Here is a 17,469-nt window from a genome sequence, read left to right as displayed (position 1 = left end):
GATTCGATCCGGAAGGATTTATTATAATTTTCCGGTCCAGTTTAACTTCTCCGCTAAAGCCCTAAGTATTAGGATCAAAGCATAGGTATCCATTTTACAATAAGCGATCAGATCGGCCTCAACTCTTCTTCTTTCCTGATCCGAAACGTTCTCAGTTTTGATCCTTAAAAATTCGGAGTTAGCGATATGACCCGCGTTGATTGTAAGTTCTTTGTAATTCGCACCGGTAAGAACAGGAAGAACAACCTTTAAAGAAGTGGTTCCTTCTTGGGCGGGATGATAATAATCGTAATCCCAAAACGGTTTTGCTAGATCCGAGAAATCAGGTTCTATGGATTGGAACCATTCCTTATATTTTGGATAGGCTTGGACTGATTCTTTCAAACAACGTTTTTCGAAACTATCATTGAATGCTAGGATAGTCCCTCCCGGTTTGATCTGGGAAGAAAGTGATTCTAAGATCCCAAGTCTAGGGTCCTTATCGTGGTCGTCTATGTAAGTATATTCTTCCGGTTTTTCTGTCAGATCTTTTCGGATCACATGCAAAGAATATAAAAAAGGCACATGTTGGAATGGATGTGTGTCTTTATAAACAGGAACAGGAGGATTGATCGTTTCAAAATCCAAACAATATAAAGGAAATTTTAACTTATTAAGAAAAGCCAAAAGTGATTCTTTATCTATATATTCCTTTCCGGTTTTTACAGCTTCTACTTGTATTTTTTGCCGATGAGTAAATTCAGAATCAGGTTCTACTTCGGATAGATTTCGGATTCCTTGGTTCCAAAGAGTTAGAGTAAGTTCTTTTCCTTCTCTTAGAGTAAATAGATCTCCCGGGGGTGAATCCGAATAACAGGATTCCGGATGGATACAATTTCTGGGATGATCACAATGTTTGGAAGAGGTGATAGAAGGGATTTTATCTTTTTCTAATACTTCTAGAAGATTATATGCTTTTTCTTTGGTATCTTCCAAGTTTGCCAAAGTCTCCTTGCTACAATCCTTTTTGTGAAATAGTCGATTCGGATCTATTTCGGTTCCGGTATAAGAATATTCCGAATTTACGGTCCATACTTGGGTAGAACTTACCTTATATCCCGCTTCTTCCAAAACCATTCTGATAAAAGAAAGTTCGGAGATATGAGTTCTTTTAGCGGAGGAAGATGCCTTGATAATAATTACCTGCCAACCTTCTTCATTCGGAATTAAAAAGTCCGCTCTTGTATCAAAAAATTTTGTTCTAACGCAAGCACCTTTGACAGGTTGGTTTGAATCTAGATAAGATCTAGTTTTAGAATCTTTGTATCCTGCATGTTTTGCATCCGGGAAAAGATTACCTGCAATATCTTTGAGTAAGGATTTTTGCTTGGGAGAAATGAACTGATTGGAAATATCGAATTCATAATTCGGTTCTTTTAGAAATTTCCAAAATTGTAATTCACAATACTGGCCTGTTTGGAATGCGGATCTTCCTAAAAGAGGAAGTTCTTTTTCTCTATAGGGAGCAAGAACATCGAATAGAAGTTTTCGTCTGAGTGTTTCCGGAAAGAGAAAAGACAACCGCCGAATCGAGGTTCTTAGTAATTTAGGAACCGAATCCATGGCGGAGTCTTTTCTTGTCCGAAGGGAGAATTCCCTAGATCGGAAAGTTTAAGCCAAAAGTACCTTAATGTCTTTCGGGCTGGATGCGCTGTAAATTTTGTTCTCAGAAGTTCCCAAGTTTGCTTGGGTCAGTTTTTGAGAAACAACGCTCGGTCCAAAATCGATACCGACTAACTTAGGAGTTTTAACAAAGCTAGTGATCGCTTTGTCCCAGTAAAGAGCTTTGATCAGAACTTCTTTGAATAGAGGTAAGCTGATATCTGCTTCGTTTTGGTAATTTCTTCCGTCAAAGATAGAATATACCGGGATCTTTAGATCGGAACCTTTATAGCTGAATCCGATTCTTTCCATATCTTTTGGAACGGTCTTTTCAGATTCATCCATAATAGGACAATGGAAAGGTGCAGTAGTTCTTAAGTAGACGAATTTTACTTTTTTCTCATCCATCTCCGCTTTGAACTTTTTGCGGAAAGCAAGAAGAGCTTCCGGATTCCCTGAAACGATATTTGAATCAGGAGTATTAAATAGAGAAACATAAATTGCTTTAGTTCCGCTGAGTCCGAGTTCTGCATTTGTCTTCTGAACTCTTTCGGAAAGTTCAGCAGCGCTATAACCGATGACTGCAACCATTGGAGCAGGTTGTTTGTCGCCGATCTCTTCGTTACCTTTTAAAACTTCTTCAGAAGGATTGAAAATTCCATAAAGTTCCTGAGCTCTATATCCAAGATACAGAACGAATTTCAAAAATTTAGTATATTCTTTGTAGAAGTCAGCGCCTTCTTTTCCTAATGCAATTAATACCGCAGGAATAATCCCTTGGCTATGACCAGTTGCTCCGGAAGCGTTTGCGATAAGTTCGGAAGTGGTGAAACCTTTATTAACTAAAGAGACGTAATTTGCTGTTTGAGTGAGGAAGATACCTACGATAGAAACCGTGGCACTGCAGAGATAGTTTTCATCCGGAGCAGATTCTGGGTTTTTGATCCAGGATTCGAAATCATATCCTTGAGAGATGATATCTTTTCTTAAACTCGGAACTTCTTCTGCGAGAGCCTTGAAAGCTGTATCAAACAATTCTTTTAAAGAAGGATCTGTTTCGTAAAGTTTAGAAAGTTCCTTCAACCAAGGAGAACCCTGGCCCCCAAATTGCAAAAATAGTTTATTGCCTTGAGCTTTTGCTTCGTTCAAAAAGTTTGCTACTGCCATACAATGCCTTGTTATAAGTCGTTAGAAGATGCTTTTCTTTCCAGCCTTGGGTTCGCAATTCTTTTTTAAAGAGCTTTTTCGTCCGTTAGCGTTCGTAAAGAACGACCGTTCCATTAAACAGTCGTTTATTCCCTTGAAATCTCTCAAAACCTTATGGTTCGGTCTTTATCCGGGAAAATGATTGACCTAGTCGGGTCCGCATGAGGTTATTCTTTCCAAAACCCTTCTAATTAGAAATATCTTCTAATCTCCGGTAGGACCGGACAGAAAACAATATGATTAAAGTAAGGAACCTTTCCAAATTTTACGGAGAGAAATTAGCCATTGATCGCCTGAATTTCGAACTCAAAGAGGGAGAAATTGTAGGCTTACTTGGCCTTAATGGTGCAGGAAAAACAACTACGATCCGGATACTCACCGGTTACCTAATGGCAACCGATGGATTATGCGAGTTCAACGGACTTAACACATTCGAACATCCCATCGATGTAAAGAAGAAGATCGGTTATCTTCCGGAAACTCCTCCTCTTTATCCTGAATTGACTGTAAGTGAGTATCTTACTTTCGCTGCTAGGATCAAACAGATCTCTGAAGAAGATATTTCTTCCGAACTGAATCGAGTTCTAGGTCTTACGGATCTTACTCAAGTAAAGGAGAAGGTGATCGAAACTCTTTCTTTAGGATTTAGAAAAAGAGTAGGGATCGCCCAGGCTATTTTAGGAAATCCTGAAATTATCATCATGGACGAACCTATCTCAGGCTTGGACCCGAAACAAATAGTAGAAATTCGTAATCTAATTCACGGTTTGAAAGAAAAACATACCATTCTTCTTTCCAGCCATATCCTTCCTGAAGTTTACAAGACATGTAATCGATTCCTTTTCTTACATAAAGGAAGATTGGTGTACCAATGTAACCGCCAGGAATTAGAAAGAGAGATGGAAAATCTTTCCGGTCTTGAAGTAACCTTATCAGGAAAATCTAGATCTGAAACTGAGATCTATCTGAATGGGATCGCGAGCAAGTCCGGCGCAACATTCAAATTCGTGGGAGAAGATTCAGTAGGTTCTACTTTTCTGATCAATACTTCCTCCGAAAGGAAGTTTAAAGAAGAATTATATTCTGGAATTTCTTCTTCCGGTATCCTGCCTGAATTTATTCGCAAGCAGGATGTGACCTTAGAACAAATCTTTATGAACAAGGTTTAATTCATGTTTCGAAATATTAAATGGATCTTCTGGAAAGAAGTCAGGGTATTTTTTGGTACCTATTTGGCCCCTCTGGTTTTAGGCGGAACTGCGTTCTTAAATTCATTATTCGTATTGATCCTGAATTTTAACTCGGGAACGAATTACACTGAAACCACAATTATTACTTTTATCTCCTTCATGAGCACAATGTTGATCGCGATGTTGATCGTTGCGATGGGTTCGATCACGGAAGAAAAAAATAGAGGAACGTTGGAGTTCCTATTTACTGCTCCTATTTCGGATATGGAAATAGTAGTAGGTAAGTTTTTATTCGGAACATTTGTATGTGCGATTATCTCTATCGCAGTAGATGGGCTCTTTCCTTTGTTCCTTTATTTCTTTTGGAAGGCTCCTTTATACATAGTTGCTTCCGGAACTATCGGAGTATTCTTACTCGGGCTATTCACTTTTGCGGTAGGATTGTTCGGATCCAGTTTGGGAAAAAACCAAATGATCTCTCTTTTGATTTCGATCGCGGTCTTGTTGACTCTTTGGGTGATCGGATACTTCTCCCATTTATTCGATGCTGCAACAAGAAGTGTCTTGTTCCACTTACATATATTCACTCACTTTATCAGTTTTTCGAAAGGAGTGCTCCCTTTGAGCAGTACCGTTTTCTTTATCAGCGGAACGATCTTCTTTTTGTATCTCACCGTAAAAGTTTTGGAATCTAGGAGATGGAGAGGATGAAATCAAATCTAATTTCCAGAATTCTTTCCTGGGCATCGATCGTATTATTATTACTCTTCTTCCCGATTTATGAATCTTTTTCAAGTGCGGGACTAAGATGGGCGACCTCGATCATCGTGTTATCTGTCATTGCTGGATCAGGATTTTTATCTTATATAGGTTCCAAAAAAGAAGATAAAGAGATCAACTTGCTCATCTCTTCCGGACTTGGGATTATTTCTTTAGGGATTTATTTCCTAAGAGTTTATTTAGAAGATCTTTCTTTGCAAAAAGGAGGAACTGCTCCTGTTTGGATCGCAAACTTGCGAGAATTCCTTTTGGTCTTCTTGGTGCTCTTCGTATTAGGAAGCGTATTCTTAGGAATATTAAGAGAATGGGAAAGAAGTTCTTTTGAGAACCAATCTAGTCTCAAAGGAAGAAAACAAAGCCTGGTTAGGGACTTTTTCCTGGGGACAGGTATACTTCTTCTTATCTTGATATTGGCAAATTATATTTCCGTAATGAGAAATCATAATTTCGATCTAAGCTCGAAAGGAGTTCATTCTTTCTCTATCGAAGCCAAAAAGATCTTAAAAGAAATTCCGGAAGGGGCAGAAGTGGACGTAATCGCTTTTTATCCTCGCCCTCTGGATAGTACTGCCAGAAATGCGGACGGAAGTTCTTCTCTGGCTCTAAAAAGAATTCGCCCTGATCTGGAAATTTTACTTAGCCAATTGGTTTCTGTTCATCCTGGATTCAAAGTAAAGTTTATCAACGCTGATGTTGAATTGGATGAGATCGCTGAATTCGGACAAGTTTCTAATGGGAATGTTTTGATACGCTATCGTAAAGCTGGCGCAACAGCAGGGCCGTATCCTGAACAAAAGGTCGGAGTTAAAGATAAGTCTGAACTAGAGGATTTGGAAAGAAGATTGGTCCAGGCATTCATGAATGTTACCACTAAAGAAAGAAAGGTATACTTCACGGAAGCGAATGGAGAAAGATATTCTCAGACTTTCCAAAATCTTCCGAACGAAAAATTAGTTCGTTTCACGGATGCATTATCCTTTTTGAATTTTAAATCCACAGGGATCGGTTTCCAAAATAATTGGCCATCTAAGATACCGGATGACGCCGAGTTTTTGGTTATCGCAGGACCTACTGTTCCATTCTCTCAGGAAGCAAGGGCTTCTATATTGGATTTTGTTTTTAAGAAGAAGGGAAAACTTTTCATTACGATCGAACAAAGAGGTAACGAAAGTTTCGATTGGCTTTTAGAAGCAGCAGGATATTCTTATACGAAAGGAAATCTTTCCCAAAGTCCAAGTAGGGCCCCCGGTCTGATCTTGACTAAATCATTTAGAGATCATGCGATCGAAGAATCTCTTTCCAAAAAGGATACAGGGATTGTTTTCCCTTATGGAGGATATTTTGAACAAAAACCTCCAAAAGATCCTACAGATGTAAAATTAGATGCTTCTATCCTTTTGGAAACCGGCGGAGATGTTTATTTAGATAAGAATGGAAATGGAAAACAAGAGAAGGAAGAAGAGAAAAAAAATCTTCCGATCGCTTTAGTTTTAAAAACTAAATCTGCGGTTCCGGTAATTCCACCTACAGATCCAAACACACCTCCTACAACCTTGCCTGAAACAAAATCAGAAGACGAAGGAAGGATAGTGATCTATTCCGGAACTTCATGGATCACAAACCAATACATTCCATACGAAGCAAACTACGAACTTGCAGGCGCTTCCGTGACTTGGATGTATCAAGACGTTAGTCTTCCTGCGATCGCTCCTAAAAAAGAAGAGATTGAGACCGTTTCCTTAACAGAAGGACAGAAAAGAGCAGTTTGGATCTTGGGAATGTTCTTATTCCCTGGACTCATTGCGGGTCTTGGCTCCATCTATGTGATTAAACGCAAAAAGGCCGGGCAGAAAGATGCGAAATAAACTCTATCTACTCGGCTTAGTTGTCGTTTTACTATTTCTGGCCTTCTTCCTTTTGGAAAAAACAAAAGAAGATGCGACTGAAATAGAATATTGGAAACTTTCTTTAGATCGGATAGAATACTACCCTCCTAGCGAACAATGGGTAGAAAGAACCGGAGACAAATTTTATTCTAAACCTTTTACTATCTCAGTGAAAGAAGGGATCAAGAAGGGAGAGAAATTTTTCGCAGTATTAAACAAAGATACTGAAACCGGGAAAGATATAGAATACGAAGGCGGTTATAATTCTGAAAATACCGTCAGGGATTTCGGGACTTACCGAGTTAAAGGAACAGAAGAGATCCTAGAAGGGATCCAAATCAAAGAATCTTTACAACTTGGAGAAGATTCTCCTAAATTAGTTTTTTATTCCGGAAATATTTCTAAAACTTTAAGGATAGGAAAAAAACATTCTTTAGGTTCAACTCGAGTGATCCTACATGAAGGGCCGATCCGTAATATTCTAACTTCTTCTTCTTATCTATTTGATAGATTCCAAAAAGGTCCTCAGGATTTCCGTCAAAAAAGTATTTTGACATTGAATAAGGAATATGTGAAAGAAATTTCTTATATAGATGAGAATGGGACTTCTATACGTATAGATAATACTCCATATGAATCCAACAGCGTTAAAAAGAATTTTTGGCGAAGGCTTTCCGGAGAGATTATATTACTCGAACCAAAGCTGGGAGAAGATCTGTATCGATTCATGACCGGTCTGAAGGTAGAAACTTTTCCGGATGATGAGAATGGTGCAGGTTTTGGTATAGGAAATATCCTGGCTCCTAATGCGGAGAGGTCTGAATTTTCTTTAGCGAGCGTGAAGGTTTTGATTTCCGACGGAAACGAGATCGTATATCGTTTTCATAAGGAAACTACCATAGGAGATAAAAAACTAACTCCTGTGATCCGAATTATAAATTCTAATTTTAAAGAACCTCCGGTTTATGTAATAGCAAACGCGTTTACGCAGATCCAAGCTGCCGCTAAGGCAATTAAGGAAGCGAAAGCGATTGTAAAGCCCGATAAATCGAAATTAGGAAACACTTCTCGGAAAAAATAATGTTTTTGATTACACCGAACTCAGAACTTACTGAAGCAGAAAAATCCAAACTTTCACTTTTAGAGAAAATTTTTAAGGCCCCTACGGAAGCTTTTGATCTGTATCTTAGAAATGTTTCTCTAGGTAGAAAAGAATTATTAAGATTACATTATGCGCTTTGGGTTCTTGCTCCTATTTCCAAGATCGCAGGCAATCTGATCAAAATTATTTTGGATCTTGTTTTCGGGAATGAAGTGGATTTTAATCCGTTCTCCGGAGTGATCACTTCTCTTATCATCTATCCTGTTTTACTTTTGGTAGTTTCTCAGTATGATGTTGTTCGGGTGTTTTATAGAAAAGTGGATCGTACAAAAGGGGAGAATTATCCTGCTGCGGACGTTTTGACTCTTGCATTTTTGGCATTTTCTTCCTCTTCCGTGTTTTGGATCTTACCAAGTCCGATCAACTTAGGATTGATTGGAATTTCCTTTTTGTATTCGGTTTATCTTTCCTATATAGGGATGAAACGAGTCAGCGGAGTAGATTCTAAAGAAATTCTAATATTCTTCCTTTTTGGAACTGCTTATCTTTTAAGTATTTCTTTAGTATTTGTATTTATCTATAATATCATTAGGACATTATTAAATTGAAAATCCATCTGATAGGGATAGGCGGGATCGCAATGGGAAACCTGGCTTCTATGTTAAGAAGCCTAGGTCATGAAGTTTCCGGCTCTGATGCTGGAGTATATCCTCCAATGTCTGATAAATTAAAAGAGTGGGGAATTCCTTACTCCGAAGGTTTTGATGCAGAGAGAGTTAAGGGTAAAGATCTAATTGTAGTCGGAAACGCAATCTCCAGAGGAAATGTAGAAGTAGAAGAAGTCCTAAACTCAGGCTTGGAATATATTTCCATGTCTGCCGCTTTAGAAAGATATATTCTTGCGGGAAAAAAAGTAGTGGTGGTCGCTGGGACACACGGAAAAACCACGACTACTTTTTTAATCCATCATTTGTTGAAAGAAACAGGATTGAATCCTGGATTATTCGTTGGTGGAATCCGTAAGGATGGATTTCCAGGATTTGAATTCACAAACGGAAACTATTTTGTGATCGAAGGCGACGAGTATGATACGGCATTCTTCGATAAGGCATCTAAATTTCTACATTATAGACCTACCTATGCAGTGCTAAATGCATTAGATTTTGATCATGCAGATATCTTCAAAGATATCGGAGAGATTGAAACGATGTTTTCCAGATTGCTTAGACTTGTTCCTGGGAATGGAAAAGTGTATTACTGGGCAGGAGCTGCAAATCTAAAAAGGATTTGTGGAGAAGCTTCCAAATTTGTGAAGTCGGAAGCCTTCGAATTTAATAAAAAAGATTCAATTCTCAGTTGGAAGAAGGGAGAATTATATTCCGGGCAAAGACTTCTTCGCCCAGGATTTTTCGGAAATCATAATTATAGAAACGCGGAAGTTGCTCTCAGGGTCTGCGAAGAGATATTAAAAAAAGAAAATATTCCTAAGGCAAAAGAAAAGTTACTAGATGCGTTGGAATCCTTCCCTGGTGTAAAACGTAGACAAGAGATCTTATTCGATTCTGCCAGAAGTATTCTGATCGAGGATTTTGCACATCATCCTGTGGCAGTTGAAGAAACGATCCGATCTGTTAAGCAAAGATTTCCAGGTTTTAAAATTATCAGTTTGTTTGAACCTAGAAGTGCTACTTCTCACCGAAACGTTTTCCAGAAAGAATATTCTTTTGCGTTTAAGGGCTCCGCGGTGACCATGATTACCGAAATTTATAATCTCAAGAAAGTCTCCAAGGATAGCCGTTTGGACGTCAAAAAGCTGATCTTGAAACTTCCAAAACATTCAGGCACCCTTCCATTTTATTGCAAGGACCCCAAGGATCTGGTCCAGAAAGTTCGGAAAATTCTTCCCCAATTTGAGAAGGATAAAATCCTGATCCTAGCCATGTCCAATGGGGCTTTCGGCGGAATTTATCCTTCTTTGAAGGAATTGGTCGGATCTAGAAAATGAATCTATCGGAAGAATTAGACAAAATTTTTGAAGAAGCGAATCGTTTGATCGGATCTTCCGTCGACGAAGCGGATCTGGACAAAAACAAAAATGAGTATCTAGGTAAAAAAGGCAAACTTACCTCTGTACTTAAAAATCTTGCTTCTTTATCTATCGAAGAAAAGAAAACCGTAGGCCAAAAGGCAAACGACTTGTCTAAAAGTTTAGAAGAGATCGTTTCGAAAACCAGGGAAAATCTAAAGACCAAAGGTTTTAGAGAACAATCCGAAAAGGAATGGTTCGATGTTCTTCGTCCTTTGGGTGAGACCGAGCCAGGCACACTACATCCTATTACAAAAATTCAATATGAGATCGAGGACATTTTCACCTCGATGGGTTTCGAGATCTGGGATGGACCGGAAGTAGAAACAGATTTCAATAATTTTGGGGCCCTGAACTTTACGGATGATCACCCTGCAAGAGATATGCAGGATACCTTCTATTTGGAAAACGGGAATCTTCTCCGTACTCATACTTCTGCGATCCAAGTCCGTGCATTAAGAAAATTGAAACCTCCCTTTAAGATCATAGGACCTGGGCGAGTATTTCGTTATGAAGAAGTGGATGCTTCTCACGAAACATCCTTTTATCAGATAGAGGGAATGGTAGTAGGAAAGGATATCTCTGCGGGCAATATGCTCTATACGATGGAAGTCCTACTTTCTAAAGTTTTTGAGAAGGAAGTAAAGACCAGACTTAGACCTGGATTTTTTCCTTTCGTAGAACCTGCATTTGAATTAGATATTAACTGCCAAGTCTGCGGAGGAAGTGGTTGCTCCGTTTGTAAACAATCAGGTTGGTTGGAGTTAATGCCTTGCGGTTTGGTTCACCCGAACGTTTTCAAACTGAACGGTTTAGATCCTAAAGAATGGACAGGATTTGCATTCGGGCTCGGACTTGATAGATTGGTCATGATGAAATACGGGATCCATGATATTCGCTATCTGCATTCAGGGAATCTAAGGTTCTTAAAACAATTCTAATATGATTATTACTCCGATCCAAACCAGATGGAACGATTTGGATCCCTTCGCTCATGTAAATAATGCGAGATACATGTCCTATTTTGAAATAGGAAGAGTGGATTATTGTTCTAAGAAGTTCAATACGAGAGATATCTATGATGTTCCGTTTTTGCTCGCAAGAATGGAAGTGGACATGCTTAAGGCTGTTGAACTATTTCATTCAATAGAAGTTTGGACCTGTGTTTCTAAAATAGGGAATAAATCTTGGGATTTTACTTCCTTGATACGACATACTGAAACCAAGGAAATTTTTACTAAGGCAAAAACAGTCCAAGTATCTTACGATCATAGAAACAAAACTTCGATTCCGATTCCTGATTGGATCCGCAAAATTTTGGAAGAAGATTTGGAGAAATTCAAAACTACTTTTGAAAAAGTGGATTGAATTCCCCATTTTTATAATCCTGTCCAAACCTAGTTCATTAATCTTCTCCCATTGGAAGTTCTAAAGGTTTTCCAGTTTCCGCTAAACTTTTGATAGAAGATAAAACTCTCGCCCATCCTCCATCTGCAGAGCGTTCATAAGAAGGATCACCTTCTTTGATTTGATCATTCACTAGCTTCAATCTGGTTAATTTACCAAAAGGTTCCAAAGTATAAACCGTTCTGGACTCAAAGTTTTTATAATGTTCTCCATATACTGAGCCCACCAAAAGAGTCATGGATAGAATTTTGTTTGGAATAATTTCCAGAATTTTTCCTTCTACATGAACTGTTTTGTCCCCGGAAGGTCCCGGGCCTATGTATGCGTAATTACTTCCCGTTTTGAAATCGGATTCGATCCCACATCCATGAAAAATTTTGCTACTTTCTTCTTTTGAAACTAGAATATTCCAAACAAGTTCCGGTTTGGCCGCTATATAAATTTCATATTTGATTTCCATATTGTCTCCTAAGTTTGATCCGATCGATCTTCCTTTCGTTTTTGTAATTAGAACAATAGCAGAGCACTAAACAAAAAGATTGTAAAAACGCGACAAATGCGGAGAATTTGGAAGAAATAAATCCAGGGTTCGATTTTGAAAACAGACTTAAACAAACCTAAAGGTATCATCAAATCCGTAACTGGGGAGAATTGGAGTTTAACTAGAACTGCTCCTTCTAAGGGTTTAAGTTTTTTTGTGGAACATTATTGGTCGGTTCGATGGGACATGAGAGAAGCAGGACCTATGGTCCAAGAAAATCTTCCTCATCCTTCTGTTCATTTGGTTTTTGAAATGAATAACACCAAAATTTTCGGAGTGGTTAGCGGCAGATTTGCGCAAAGATTAGAAGGAGAAGGTAGAGTATTCGGGATCAAGTTTAAACCTGGTGCATTCTACCCATTTTATAAAAGATCATTATCAGAAATCACCGATAAGACAATTCGAATTGAAGAAGTGTTTGGAATTCCAACAGAACCGTTAGAAAGAGAAGTATTTGAATTAGATTCAGAATCCGAACTTGTACAATTTGCGGAAAACTTTTTATATGAAAGACTTCCTGAAGAAGATGAAACAATCACATGGATCAATGAACTGACCGAAAAAGTTTCCAATGATAGATCTATCTTGAAAGTAGAGGATATGGTCCAATATTCCGGGATGAATAAACGATCTTTACAAAGGATATTCAATCAATATGTGGGAGTCGGTCCTAAATGGGTAATCAATCGATTCAGAATGTTCGAGATCTTAGATCGAATTACCAAAGACACAGACTGGGTTGAGCTAGCATTGGAGTTGGGATATTTTGACCAGGCGCATTTTATAAAAGATTTCAAAAGAATGGTGGGTAAAAGTCCGGAAGAGTATTCTAAAAGTATTCCGGAATCTTGAATAGATATATAACCTGGGGGATATCTAGGAATTCCTGCAGAGGCAATAAATTCTTTACAAAATCTGAAAATTCTCTATCTTTTGCTTCCTCTTGGATGGCCCGATGAAACGACATTTCTTCTTAATGATTTTATTATCCTTCTTCTCTTTTCCTATCTGGTCTCAAACTGCAAACCTTTGGCAGACGATTGTGGGAGGAGAACAATTCAGCGGCATGGTAGCTAAAGATTGTCCTGAAGATCTGCCGGGACATTTCGTGATGCTCAAAGATGGAAGTTCCGTTATCATTGGATCTGCAAATGATTGCAGCAGGCTTGATACCAATTCTCTCGCAGAGAATAGAAAATATTCTAATGCTTGGGCAACTAAAATTGATGGAAACGGAAGCCCTGTTTGGTGGAGATATTTGTTCACCACTAAACCAATCGACTTAGGTGGATACACTCAATTCGTTTTGAACCATGAAAGTGTACTTTCTAAACTTACTCGCGAAACTTCCGACGGTGGATTTGTAACGATAGGAACTATGGGTTCCGTTGAGAAGAAACAACTCATATTTATGAAATACGATTCAGACGGTAAGCTAGTTTGGGACAAATATATCTTACCAAAAGATTTTTGTGATTCATTCTGTGGAGAAACAGATGTAGGGATCTATCATCTACACGAATTATCCAATGGAAAATGGACTGCTATTGTTTCCGTTCAATCTCGTATCGAAAAAGAAACGAAAGTAGGGAATACTACTTCAATCTCTAGCACTATAGAGACAGCATATTTATTCGTTCGATTCTCCAAAGATGGGGACTTAAAGTTTGCAAAACAGCTTAAAGATATCAAAAACTTTCCCGAAACTAGTTTAGGATTTTCTGATGGAGGGGTTTTACTTTCCGAAAATACAAGCATTCAATCGGGGAAGGAATCTCAAAAAGATGTGATCCTACATAGGATCGATGAGGATGGTAAACCCGTTTGGAAAAAGTTGTATGGCAAATCAGGGATAGAAGAATGGGCGTCCAGGATCATTCCACTTTCCGATGGGAATCTACTTCTTGCTGGGGCAGTAACTCCAAGTCCAAGAAACACTCAGACTTGGCTTATGAAGCTAAATCAGAATGGAGATGTAATCTGGGAAACCGTCCAGAAAATAGAAGGACTTGGGTTCTTAACTGATATTATAGAAACTCCTGACAAAGATTTTATGGCACTTTCTGCAGATGGAGAAGGCCCTTTACGATTGGTGAAATTCTCCACCGAAGGAAAAAAGATTTGGGAGAAAAAACAAACCAAAAGGCTTTATTTGGCACATCGTATCTTAAATGTCCCGGATGGATTTATCATAGTAGCTTATACAAAAGGAAAGCCTGCAATCTATATCGATGCACTATTGATCAGGACGGATAAGGAAGGAAATCTTTCTAAGGATGCGGTTCGAAAAAATTTTCCGAATTAGGAAATGAAAAGAATCAATGAAAGTAATTTTAGCGAAGATTAATTCTCTTCTTTGACTTTTAATTTCATCTTCCCTAAATCCAAACTTCCATCTTCCGTTTTAAGTTCTGCTTCGATCCTATCTCCTACCTTAAGATACTTAGGGCTCGAGAGTTGTTTTCTAACAAAAATTTCCATAAGTTTCTTTTCTGAAAAAAGGAAGGAAGCGATCCTTTTTATGAATCCACCAGGAGCATTCAATGCAACTCCGGAAGGAGTCCCGGTAAGGATGATATCTCCCGGAAAAAGATCCATGATCTCCGAAAGCTCCGTTAAAGTTTCTTCCGGAGGAAAGATCATTTTATCTAAAGTGGAATTTTGTCGTAACTCTCCATTCACATTTAAGGAAATCCTTAATTTCGGGATTTTAGTTACATCTTCTTTTCCCACAAGTTGAACAAAGGGGCCGATAGGGCAGAAGGTTCGGTAACTTTTTCCTTTAAACCATTGGCCTTGAGGAATTTGTATATCTCTTGCAGATACGTCGTTTGCTAGAGTGATTGCCCCTACATACTCGTGAAGATTCTCTTTCGTGATTATCGTTTTTTTGAGGATTTCCTTTTTCAATACCAAGACCATCTCAGCTTCGTAATCCAGAAGTTTTACGAAAGAAGGTTTTATAATATCTCCTATAGCACTTGTCAAACTTGAGGAAGCCTTGGTGAAAAAAAGGTTATAATCCTTATCCTTAGGATTCATTCCGGTTTCTATGATATGTTGCGCGTAATTTTTTCCCTGACAGATGATATTACAAGGAGAAGTAATCGGAGAAAGAATTTCAACTTTTGAGATTTCGATCGGATTTCCGTTAGTTTCTGGAGACTTTCCTCCTAAATTTAAGAAATCTATAATATGATTTCCCTGGATCGGAACGAGATGATCGTTTCGGACGATTCCCCAAAGGATTTTATTTTCGAAACGAAATCTACAAATACGCATATTCTACTCCACGCAGTTAACCTGGCATTCCGCTCCTGCTTTTTTCAGGATCTTCACTATATTCGGGTTTTCATACCGATTTTTTTGGACTGCCCAGTCCATAGGAGTCCAACCAATATTATCTTTTTCGTTTACTTTTGCACCTGCTTGGATCAAAAGTTTTAAAGACTCGGGATCTCCGCTTTCCGCTGCTTTATGAACGGGAGTCCAGCCCTCGTCATTCTTTAAGTTCAGATCGGACCCTCTTTGCAAAAGTAATCTTGTAATATCAGGAAATTGAACAGCTAAATGTAAAGGAGTCATTCCGTCATTTCGAGTTACATTTGGGTCAGCTCCGGATCTTAAAAACAAAACACATAGTTCGTAAAATCCATGTAGAACCGCTCTATGCAGAGGAGTTTCCCCTTCTCCATTTTTGGAATTTAGTTCTGCTCCAATCTGTAAAAGAAATGAAGATACTTCGTAATAGCCAAAACCAGCGGACTTATGCAAAGGGGTATTGTCTAAATAATCTTTTGTATTTGGGTCTGATCCTTTTAATACAAATCGATTGATATCATCTATTTTTCTTTGGCGAACTGATTCGAAAAAGTCCGAATCTAAACTTGAATTGGTTTTGATGGAATTTCTTAAAATTTTCAAAGAGTCGGGACTGATTAGGATAGTATCACTTTCCGCTAATCTTTGTGCCGCGTTTTTACCCGAATCAGAATTTATAGAATTCGGATTTGCTCCTAACTTAATACAGGTATCCACCTGTGTTTTGGATTTTTTATCAATCCCTTCATGCAGAAGAAGGTTTGCAGTTTCTTGATCGAATAGGTTTTTACCCACCTGGGGTGCCGCCTTGGTCCGGAAATGATTGAAATATTTGATCTGTTCTTCTGAGACAAATTCGGATCTTGCTAAAATTTCAAGGATCTGTTTGAAACCTTCTCCTATCTTTTCTATATAATTTTTTTGACGATCCGGATCCGATTCTAATGCTTCAGCAAGAAAGGATTTTTCCAAATTTTGATACAACCCGGCAAGTTTGCTTTGTAAATAAGATCTTCCTGTAGTTTCGGAAGTTAAGATCTTTCTTTCTACTCTTGATTTGAATGCGGAAGATTCTGGTCCGGATTTTAATTTGATGAGTTCACTTCTAACGGATCTATAATTTAAGATAGCGCCTGTAAAATCAAAATCAGCATAAAGTCTGTCTCCTTCTTTTTCTTGGAGTCCGAAGATCAGAAAATTCAGTTTTTCGATTCGATCATCCAACGCTTTTTCAAATTCAGATATTCTAAAGGAAGAAGGTGTTTTGGTGGTATATTCTTTCTTTAGATCCTTATATTGTTCATTTAATTTTTTCAAAAAGGAAATCTCCCCTCCTTTCTGAGCAGATAAGTCTATTTCGGAAAACTTATCCTTATATATTAGAAAATAAGAATTAGATATTTTGCCTCGGATATTCTTTAGATAGTCCGACATTTCCGTTTTGGATCTATCTGAAAGCCTTTGCTCCAAAGCGTTTAAAGTATCCACATATTCTGGGATGGATTTTTCATAGAGCTTTTCTTTTACTAGATCATCCGCTTTGGAAAGTTTCGGCCGGATAGTTTCGATAAAACTTTTAGCACCTTGGTCTTCTATTTTGAAATTTAGAACATTGATCTCTCCAGTTTTATCGTTTTGGACCTTAAAACTGGGAAATTCTACCTTCTCCACAGCTCCTGGAAACGCGGCTGCAAAATTGATCGCATATCTTGGATCGATTAGTTTGCGTCCTGCCTCCGAAGAATAATAATCGATTTGATATTCCGGAAATTCGAGATCGAAAGAAGTTTTGATCGTATAAGTTAATGCAACCGAATCTCTTTTTTGAGATCTTAAGTTGATCTTATAACCTTTGCTCGAAGGGAAGATTGTACCGGAAATTAACTCATCTGCGTCTATCGCGTCTGCGATCTGTTTCATACAGATCTCGTCGCTGCAGTTTAACTTTTGATTTAGTTCTACTTGTTTTAAAAGAGCCGCCAATGAATCATCATCGGCGATATTGAATTTTCCTTCAAAGTTTTTTAATATAGAATTAATGATCCCGTTCCTAAATCTGCTTTCTAAATATTTTGGGACTCCGTTTTCTAATTTGATCTTATGAATATAGATTTTCTGGACTGAGTTTTCTTTAGAGAAAAGTTCCTGTTTAGCTCCTGATAAAAAAAGAAGAAGGAAAAAGACTGAAATGACTTTTAAAAATATGTAACTGCTTGTAGGAGTTCCGACAACCCGATATTGCCTAGTGACATTCTCGTTATAGTCAACCTTTATATTGGTCCGCGGCATTACAGAAATCTTTTCCAAAA

General features: G+C 38.1%; 15 protein-coding genes. 10 read left to right on the top strand and 5 right to left on the bottom strand.

Annotation, left to right across the window (positions count from 1 at the left end):
• Positions 1-21 precede the first annotated feature (21 nt).
• Positions 22-1,602 carry a DUF2779 domain-containing protein gene (locus CH377_RS02245; protein ID WP_100722201.1) on the bottom strand — a complete coding sequence of 527 codons (1,581 nt, stop codon included), beginning with the start codon at positions 1,600-1,602 and terminating at the stop codon, positions 22-24.
• A 48-nt stretch (positions 1,603-1,650) separates the two neighbouring features.
• Positions 1,651-2,808 carry an ACP S-malonyltransferase gene (locus CH377_RS02240; RefSeq protein ID WP_100722200.1) on the bottom strand — a complete coding sequence of 386 codons (1,158 nt, stop codon included), beginning with the start codon at positions 2,806-2,808 and terminating at the stop codon, positions 1,651-1,653.
• 275 nt (positions 2,809-3,083) lie between these two features.
• Between CH377_RS02240 and CH377_RS02235 the strand changes: the two genes are divergently transcribed.
• The 8 genes from CH377_RS02235 to CH377_RS02200 are packed head-to-tail and all read left to right on the top strand — an operon-like array spanning position 3,084 to position 11,259.
• Positions 3,084-4,016 (top strand): ABC transporter ATP-binding protein, encoded by a 933-nt coding sequence (locus tag CH377_RS02235; protein WP_100722199.1) that lies wholly within the window; start codon positions 3,084-3,086, stop codon positions 4,014-4,016.
• 3 nt (positions 4,017-4,019) lie between these two features.
• Entirely contained in the window at positions 4,020-4,748 is a 729-nt protein-coding gene (locus CH377_RS02230) for an ABC transporter permease (protein WP_100722198.1), read from the top strand.
• Complete coding sequence (locus CH377_RS02225) at positions 4,745-6,682, top strand: motility-associated ABC transporter substrate-binding family protein (protein ID WP_100722197.1); 1,938 nt, start codon at positions 4,745-4,747, stop codon at positions 6,680-6,682. Before CH377_RS02230 ends, CH377_RS02225 begins: the two co-directional genes overlap by 4 nt.
• Positions 6,672-7,784 carry a DUF4340 domain-containing protein gene (locus CH377_RS02220; RefSeq protein ID WP_100722196.1) on the top strand — a complete coding sequence of 371 codons (1,113 nt, stop codon included), beginning with the start codon at positions 6,672-6,674 and terminating at the stop codon, positions 7,782-7,784. Before CH377_RS02225 ends, CH377_RS02220 begins: the two co-directional genes overlap by 11 nt.
• Positions 7,784-8,413 carry a hypothetical protein gene (locus CH377_RS02215; protein ID WP_100722195.1) on the top strand — a complete coding sequence of 210 codons (630 nt, stop codon included), beginning with the start codon at positions 7,784-7,786 and terminating at the stop codon, positions 8,411-8,413. The genes CH377_RS02220 and CH377_RS02215 overlap by 1 nt, the downstream gene beginning before the upstream one ends.
• Positions 8,410-9,810: a UDP-N-acetylmuramate--L-alanine ligase gene (locus CH377_RS02210; protein WP_100722194.1), complete on the top strand. Its 1,401-nt coding sequence runs from the start codon at positions 8,410-8,412 to the stop codon at positions 9,808-9,810. Before CH377_RS02215 ends, CH377_RS02210 begins: the two co-directional genes overlap by 4 nt.
• Entirely contained in the window at positions 9,807-10,832 is a 1,026-nt protein-coding gene (gene pheS, locus CH377_RS02205; protein WP_100722193.1) for a phenylalanine--tRNA ligase subunit alpha, read from the top strand. Before CH377_RS02210 ends, pheS begins: the two co-directional genes overlap by 4 nt.
• 1 nt (position 10,833) lies before the next feature.
• A complete protein-coding gene (locus tag CH377_RS02200; protein WP_100722192.1) occupies positions 10,834-11,259 on the top strand; it encodes an acyl-CoA thioesterase in 426 nt (141 codons plus the stop codon).
• 37 nt (positions 11,260-11,296) lie between these two features.
• Here CH377_RS02200 and CH377_RS02195 read toward each other — a convergent pair whose 3' ends face one another.
• Positions 11,297-11,758, bottom strand: coding sequence for an SRPBCC domain-containing protein (locus CH377_RS02195; RefSeq protein ID WP_243401934.1), 462 nt, complete (start codon positions 11,756-11,758; stop codon positions 11,297-11,299).
• Between the two features lie 135 nt (positions 11,759-11,893).
• Between CH377_RS02195 and CH377_RS02190 the strand changes: the two genes are divergently transcribed.
• Both CH377_RS02190 and CH377_RS02185 read left to right on the top strand, forming a co-directional pair.
• Positions 11,894-12,691, top strand: a complete 798-nt coding sequence (locus tag CH377_RS02190) for a helix-turn-helix domain-containing protein (protein ID WP_100722191.1) — start codon at positions 11,894-11,896, stop codon at positions 12,689-12,691.
• A gap of 103 nt (positions 12,692-12,794) precedes the next feature.
• Complete coding sequence (locus CH377_RS02185) at positions 12,795-14,144, top strand: hypothetical protein (RefSeq protein WP_100722190.1); 1,350 nt, start codon at positions 12,795-12,797, stop codon at positions 14,142-14,144.
• Between the two features lie 38 nt (positions 14,145-14,182).
• Here the strand turns inward: CH377_RS02185 and CH377_RS02180 are convergent, their stop codons facing one another.
• Positions 14,183-15,121, bottom strand: coding sequence for a fumarylacetoacetate hydrolase family protein (locus CH377_RS02180; RefSeq protein WP_100722189.1), 939 nt, complete (start codon positions 15,119-15,121; stop codon positions 14,183-14,185).
• Between the two features lie 3 nt (positions 15,122-15,124).
• Positions 15,125-17,467 (bottom strand): ankyrin repeat domain-containing protein, encoded by a 2,343-nt coding sequence (locus tag CH377_RS02175; protein ID WP_243401933.1) that lies wholly within the window; start codon positions 17,465-17,467, stop codon positions 15,125-15,127.
• Positions 17,468-17,469: the final 2 nt, after the last annotated feature.

It is taken from the genome of Leptospira haakeii (assembly GCF_002812045.1).
Taxonomy (GTDB): Bacteria; Spirochaetota; Leptospiria; order Leptospirales; family Leptospiraceae; genus Leptospira_B; species Leptospira_B haakeii.
The sequence above is the reverse complement of the archived record's forward strand: the minus strand, read 5'-3'. Positions and strand labels throughout refer to the sequence as shown.

Excerpts from the sequence above, each read along its gene's own strand:
- CH377_RS02245 (WP_100722201.1), bottom strand. The coding sequence starts at position 1,602 with ATGGATTCGGTTCCTAAATTACTAAGAACCTCGATTCGGCGGTTGTCT.
- CH377_RS02240 (WP_100722200.1), bottom strand. The coding sequence starts at position 2,808 with ATGGCAGTAGCAAACTTTTTGAACGAAGCAAAAGCTCAAGGCAATAAA.
- CH377_RS02235 (WP_100722199.1), top strand. The coding sequence starts at position 3,084 with ATGATTAAAGTAAGGAACCTTTCCAAATTTTACGGAGAGAAATTAGCC.
- CH377_RS02230 (WP_100722198.1), top strand. The coding sequence starts at position 4,020 with ATGTTTCGAAATATTAAATGGATCTTCTGGAAAGAAGTCAGGGTATTT.
- CH377_RS02225 (WP_100722197.1), top strand. The coding sequence starts at position 4,745 with ATGAAATCAAATCTAATTTCCAGAATTCTTTCCTGGGCATCGATCGTA.
- CH377_RS02220 (WP_100722196.1), top strand. The coding sequence starts at position 6,672 with ATGCGAAATAAACTCTATCTACTCGGCTTAGTTGTCGTTTTACTATTT.
- CH377_RS02215 (WP_100722195.1), top strand. The coding sequence starts at position 7,784 with ATGTTTTTGATTACACCGAACTCAGAACTTACTGAAGCAGAAAAATCC.
- pheS (WP_100722193.1), top strand. The coding sequence starts at position 9,807 with ATGAATCTATCGGAAGAATTAGACAAAATTTTTGAAGAAGCGAATCGT.
- CH377_RS02200 (WP_100722192.1), top strand. The coding sequence starts at position 10,834 with ATGATTATTACTCCGATCCAAACCAGATGGAACGATTTGGATCCCTTC.
- CH377_RS02195 (WP_243401934.1), bottom strand. The coding sequence starts at position 11,758 with ATGGAAATCAAATATGAAATTTATATAGCGGCCAAACCGGAACTTGTT.
- CH377_RS02185 (WP_100722190.1), top strand. The coding sequence starts at position 12,795 with ATGAAACGACATTTCTTCTTAATGATTTTATTATCCTTCTTCTCTTTT.
- CH377_RS02180 (WP_100722189.1), bottom strand. The coding sequence starts at position 15,121 with ATGCGTATTTGTAGATTTCGTTTCGAAAATAAAATCCTTTGGGGAATC.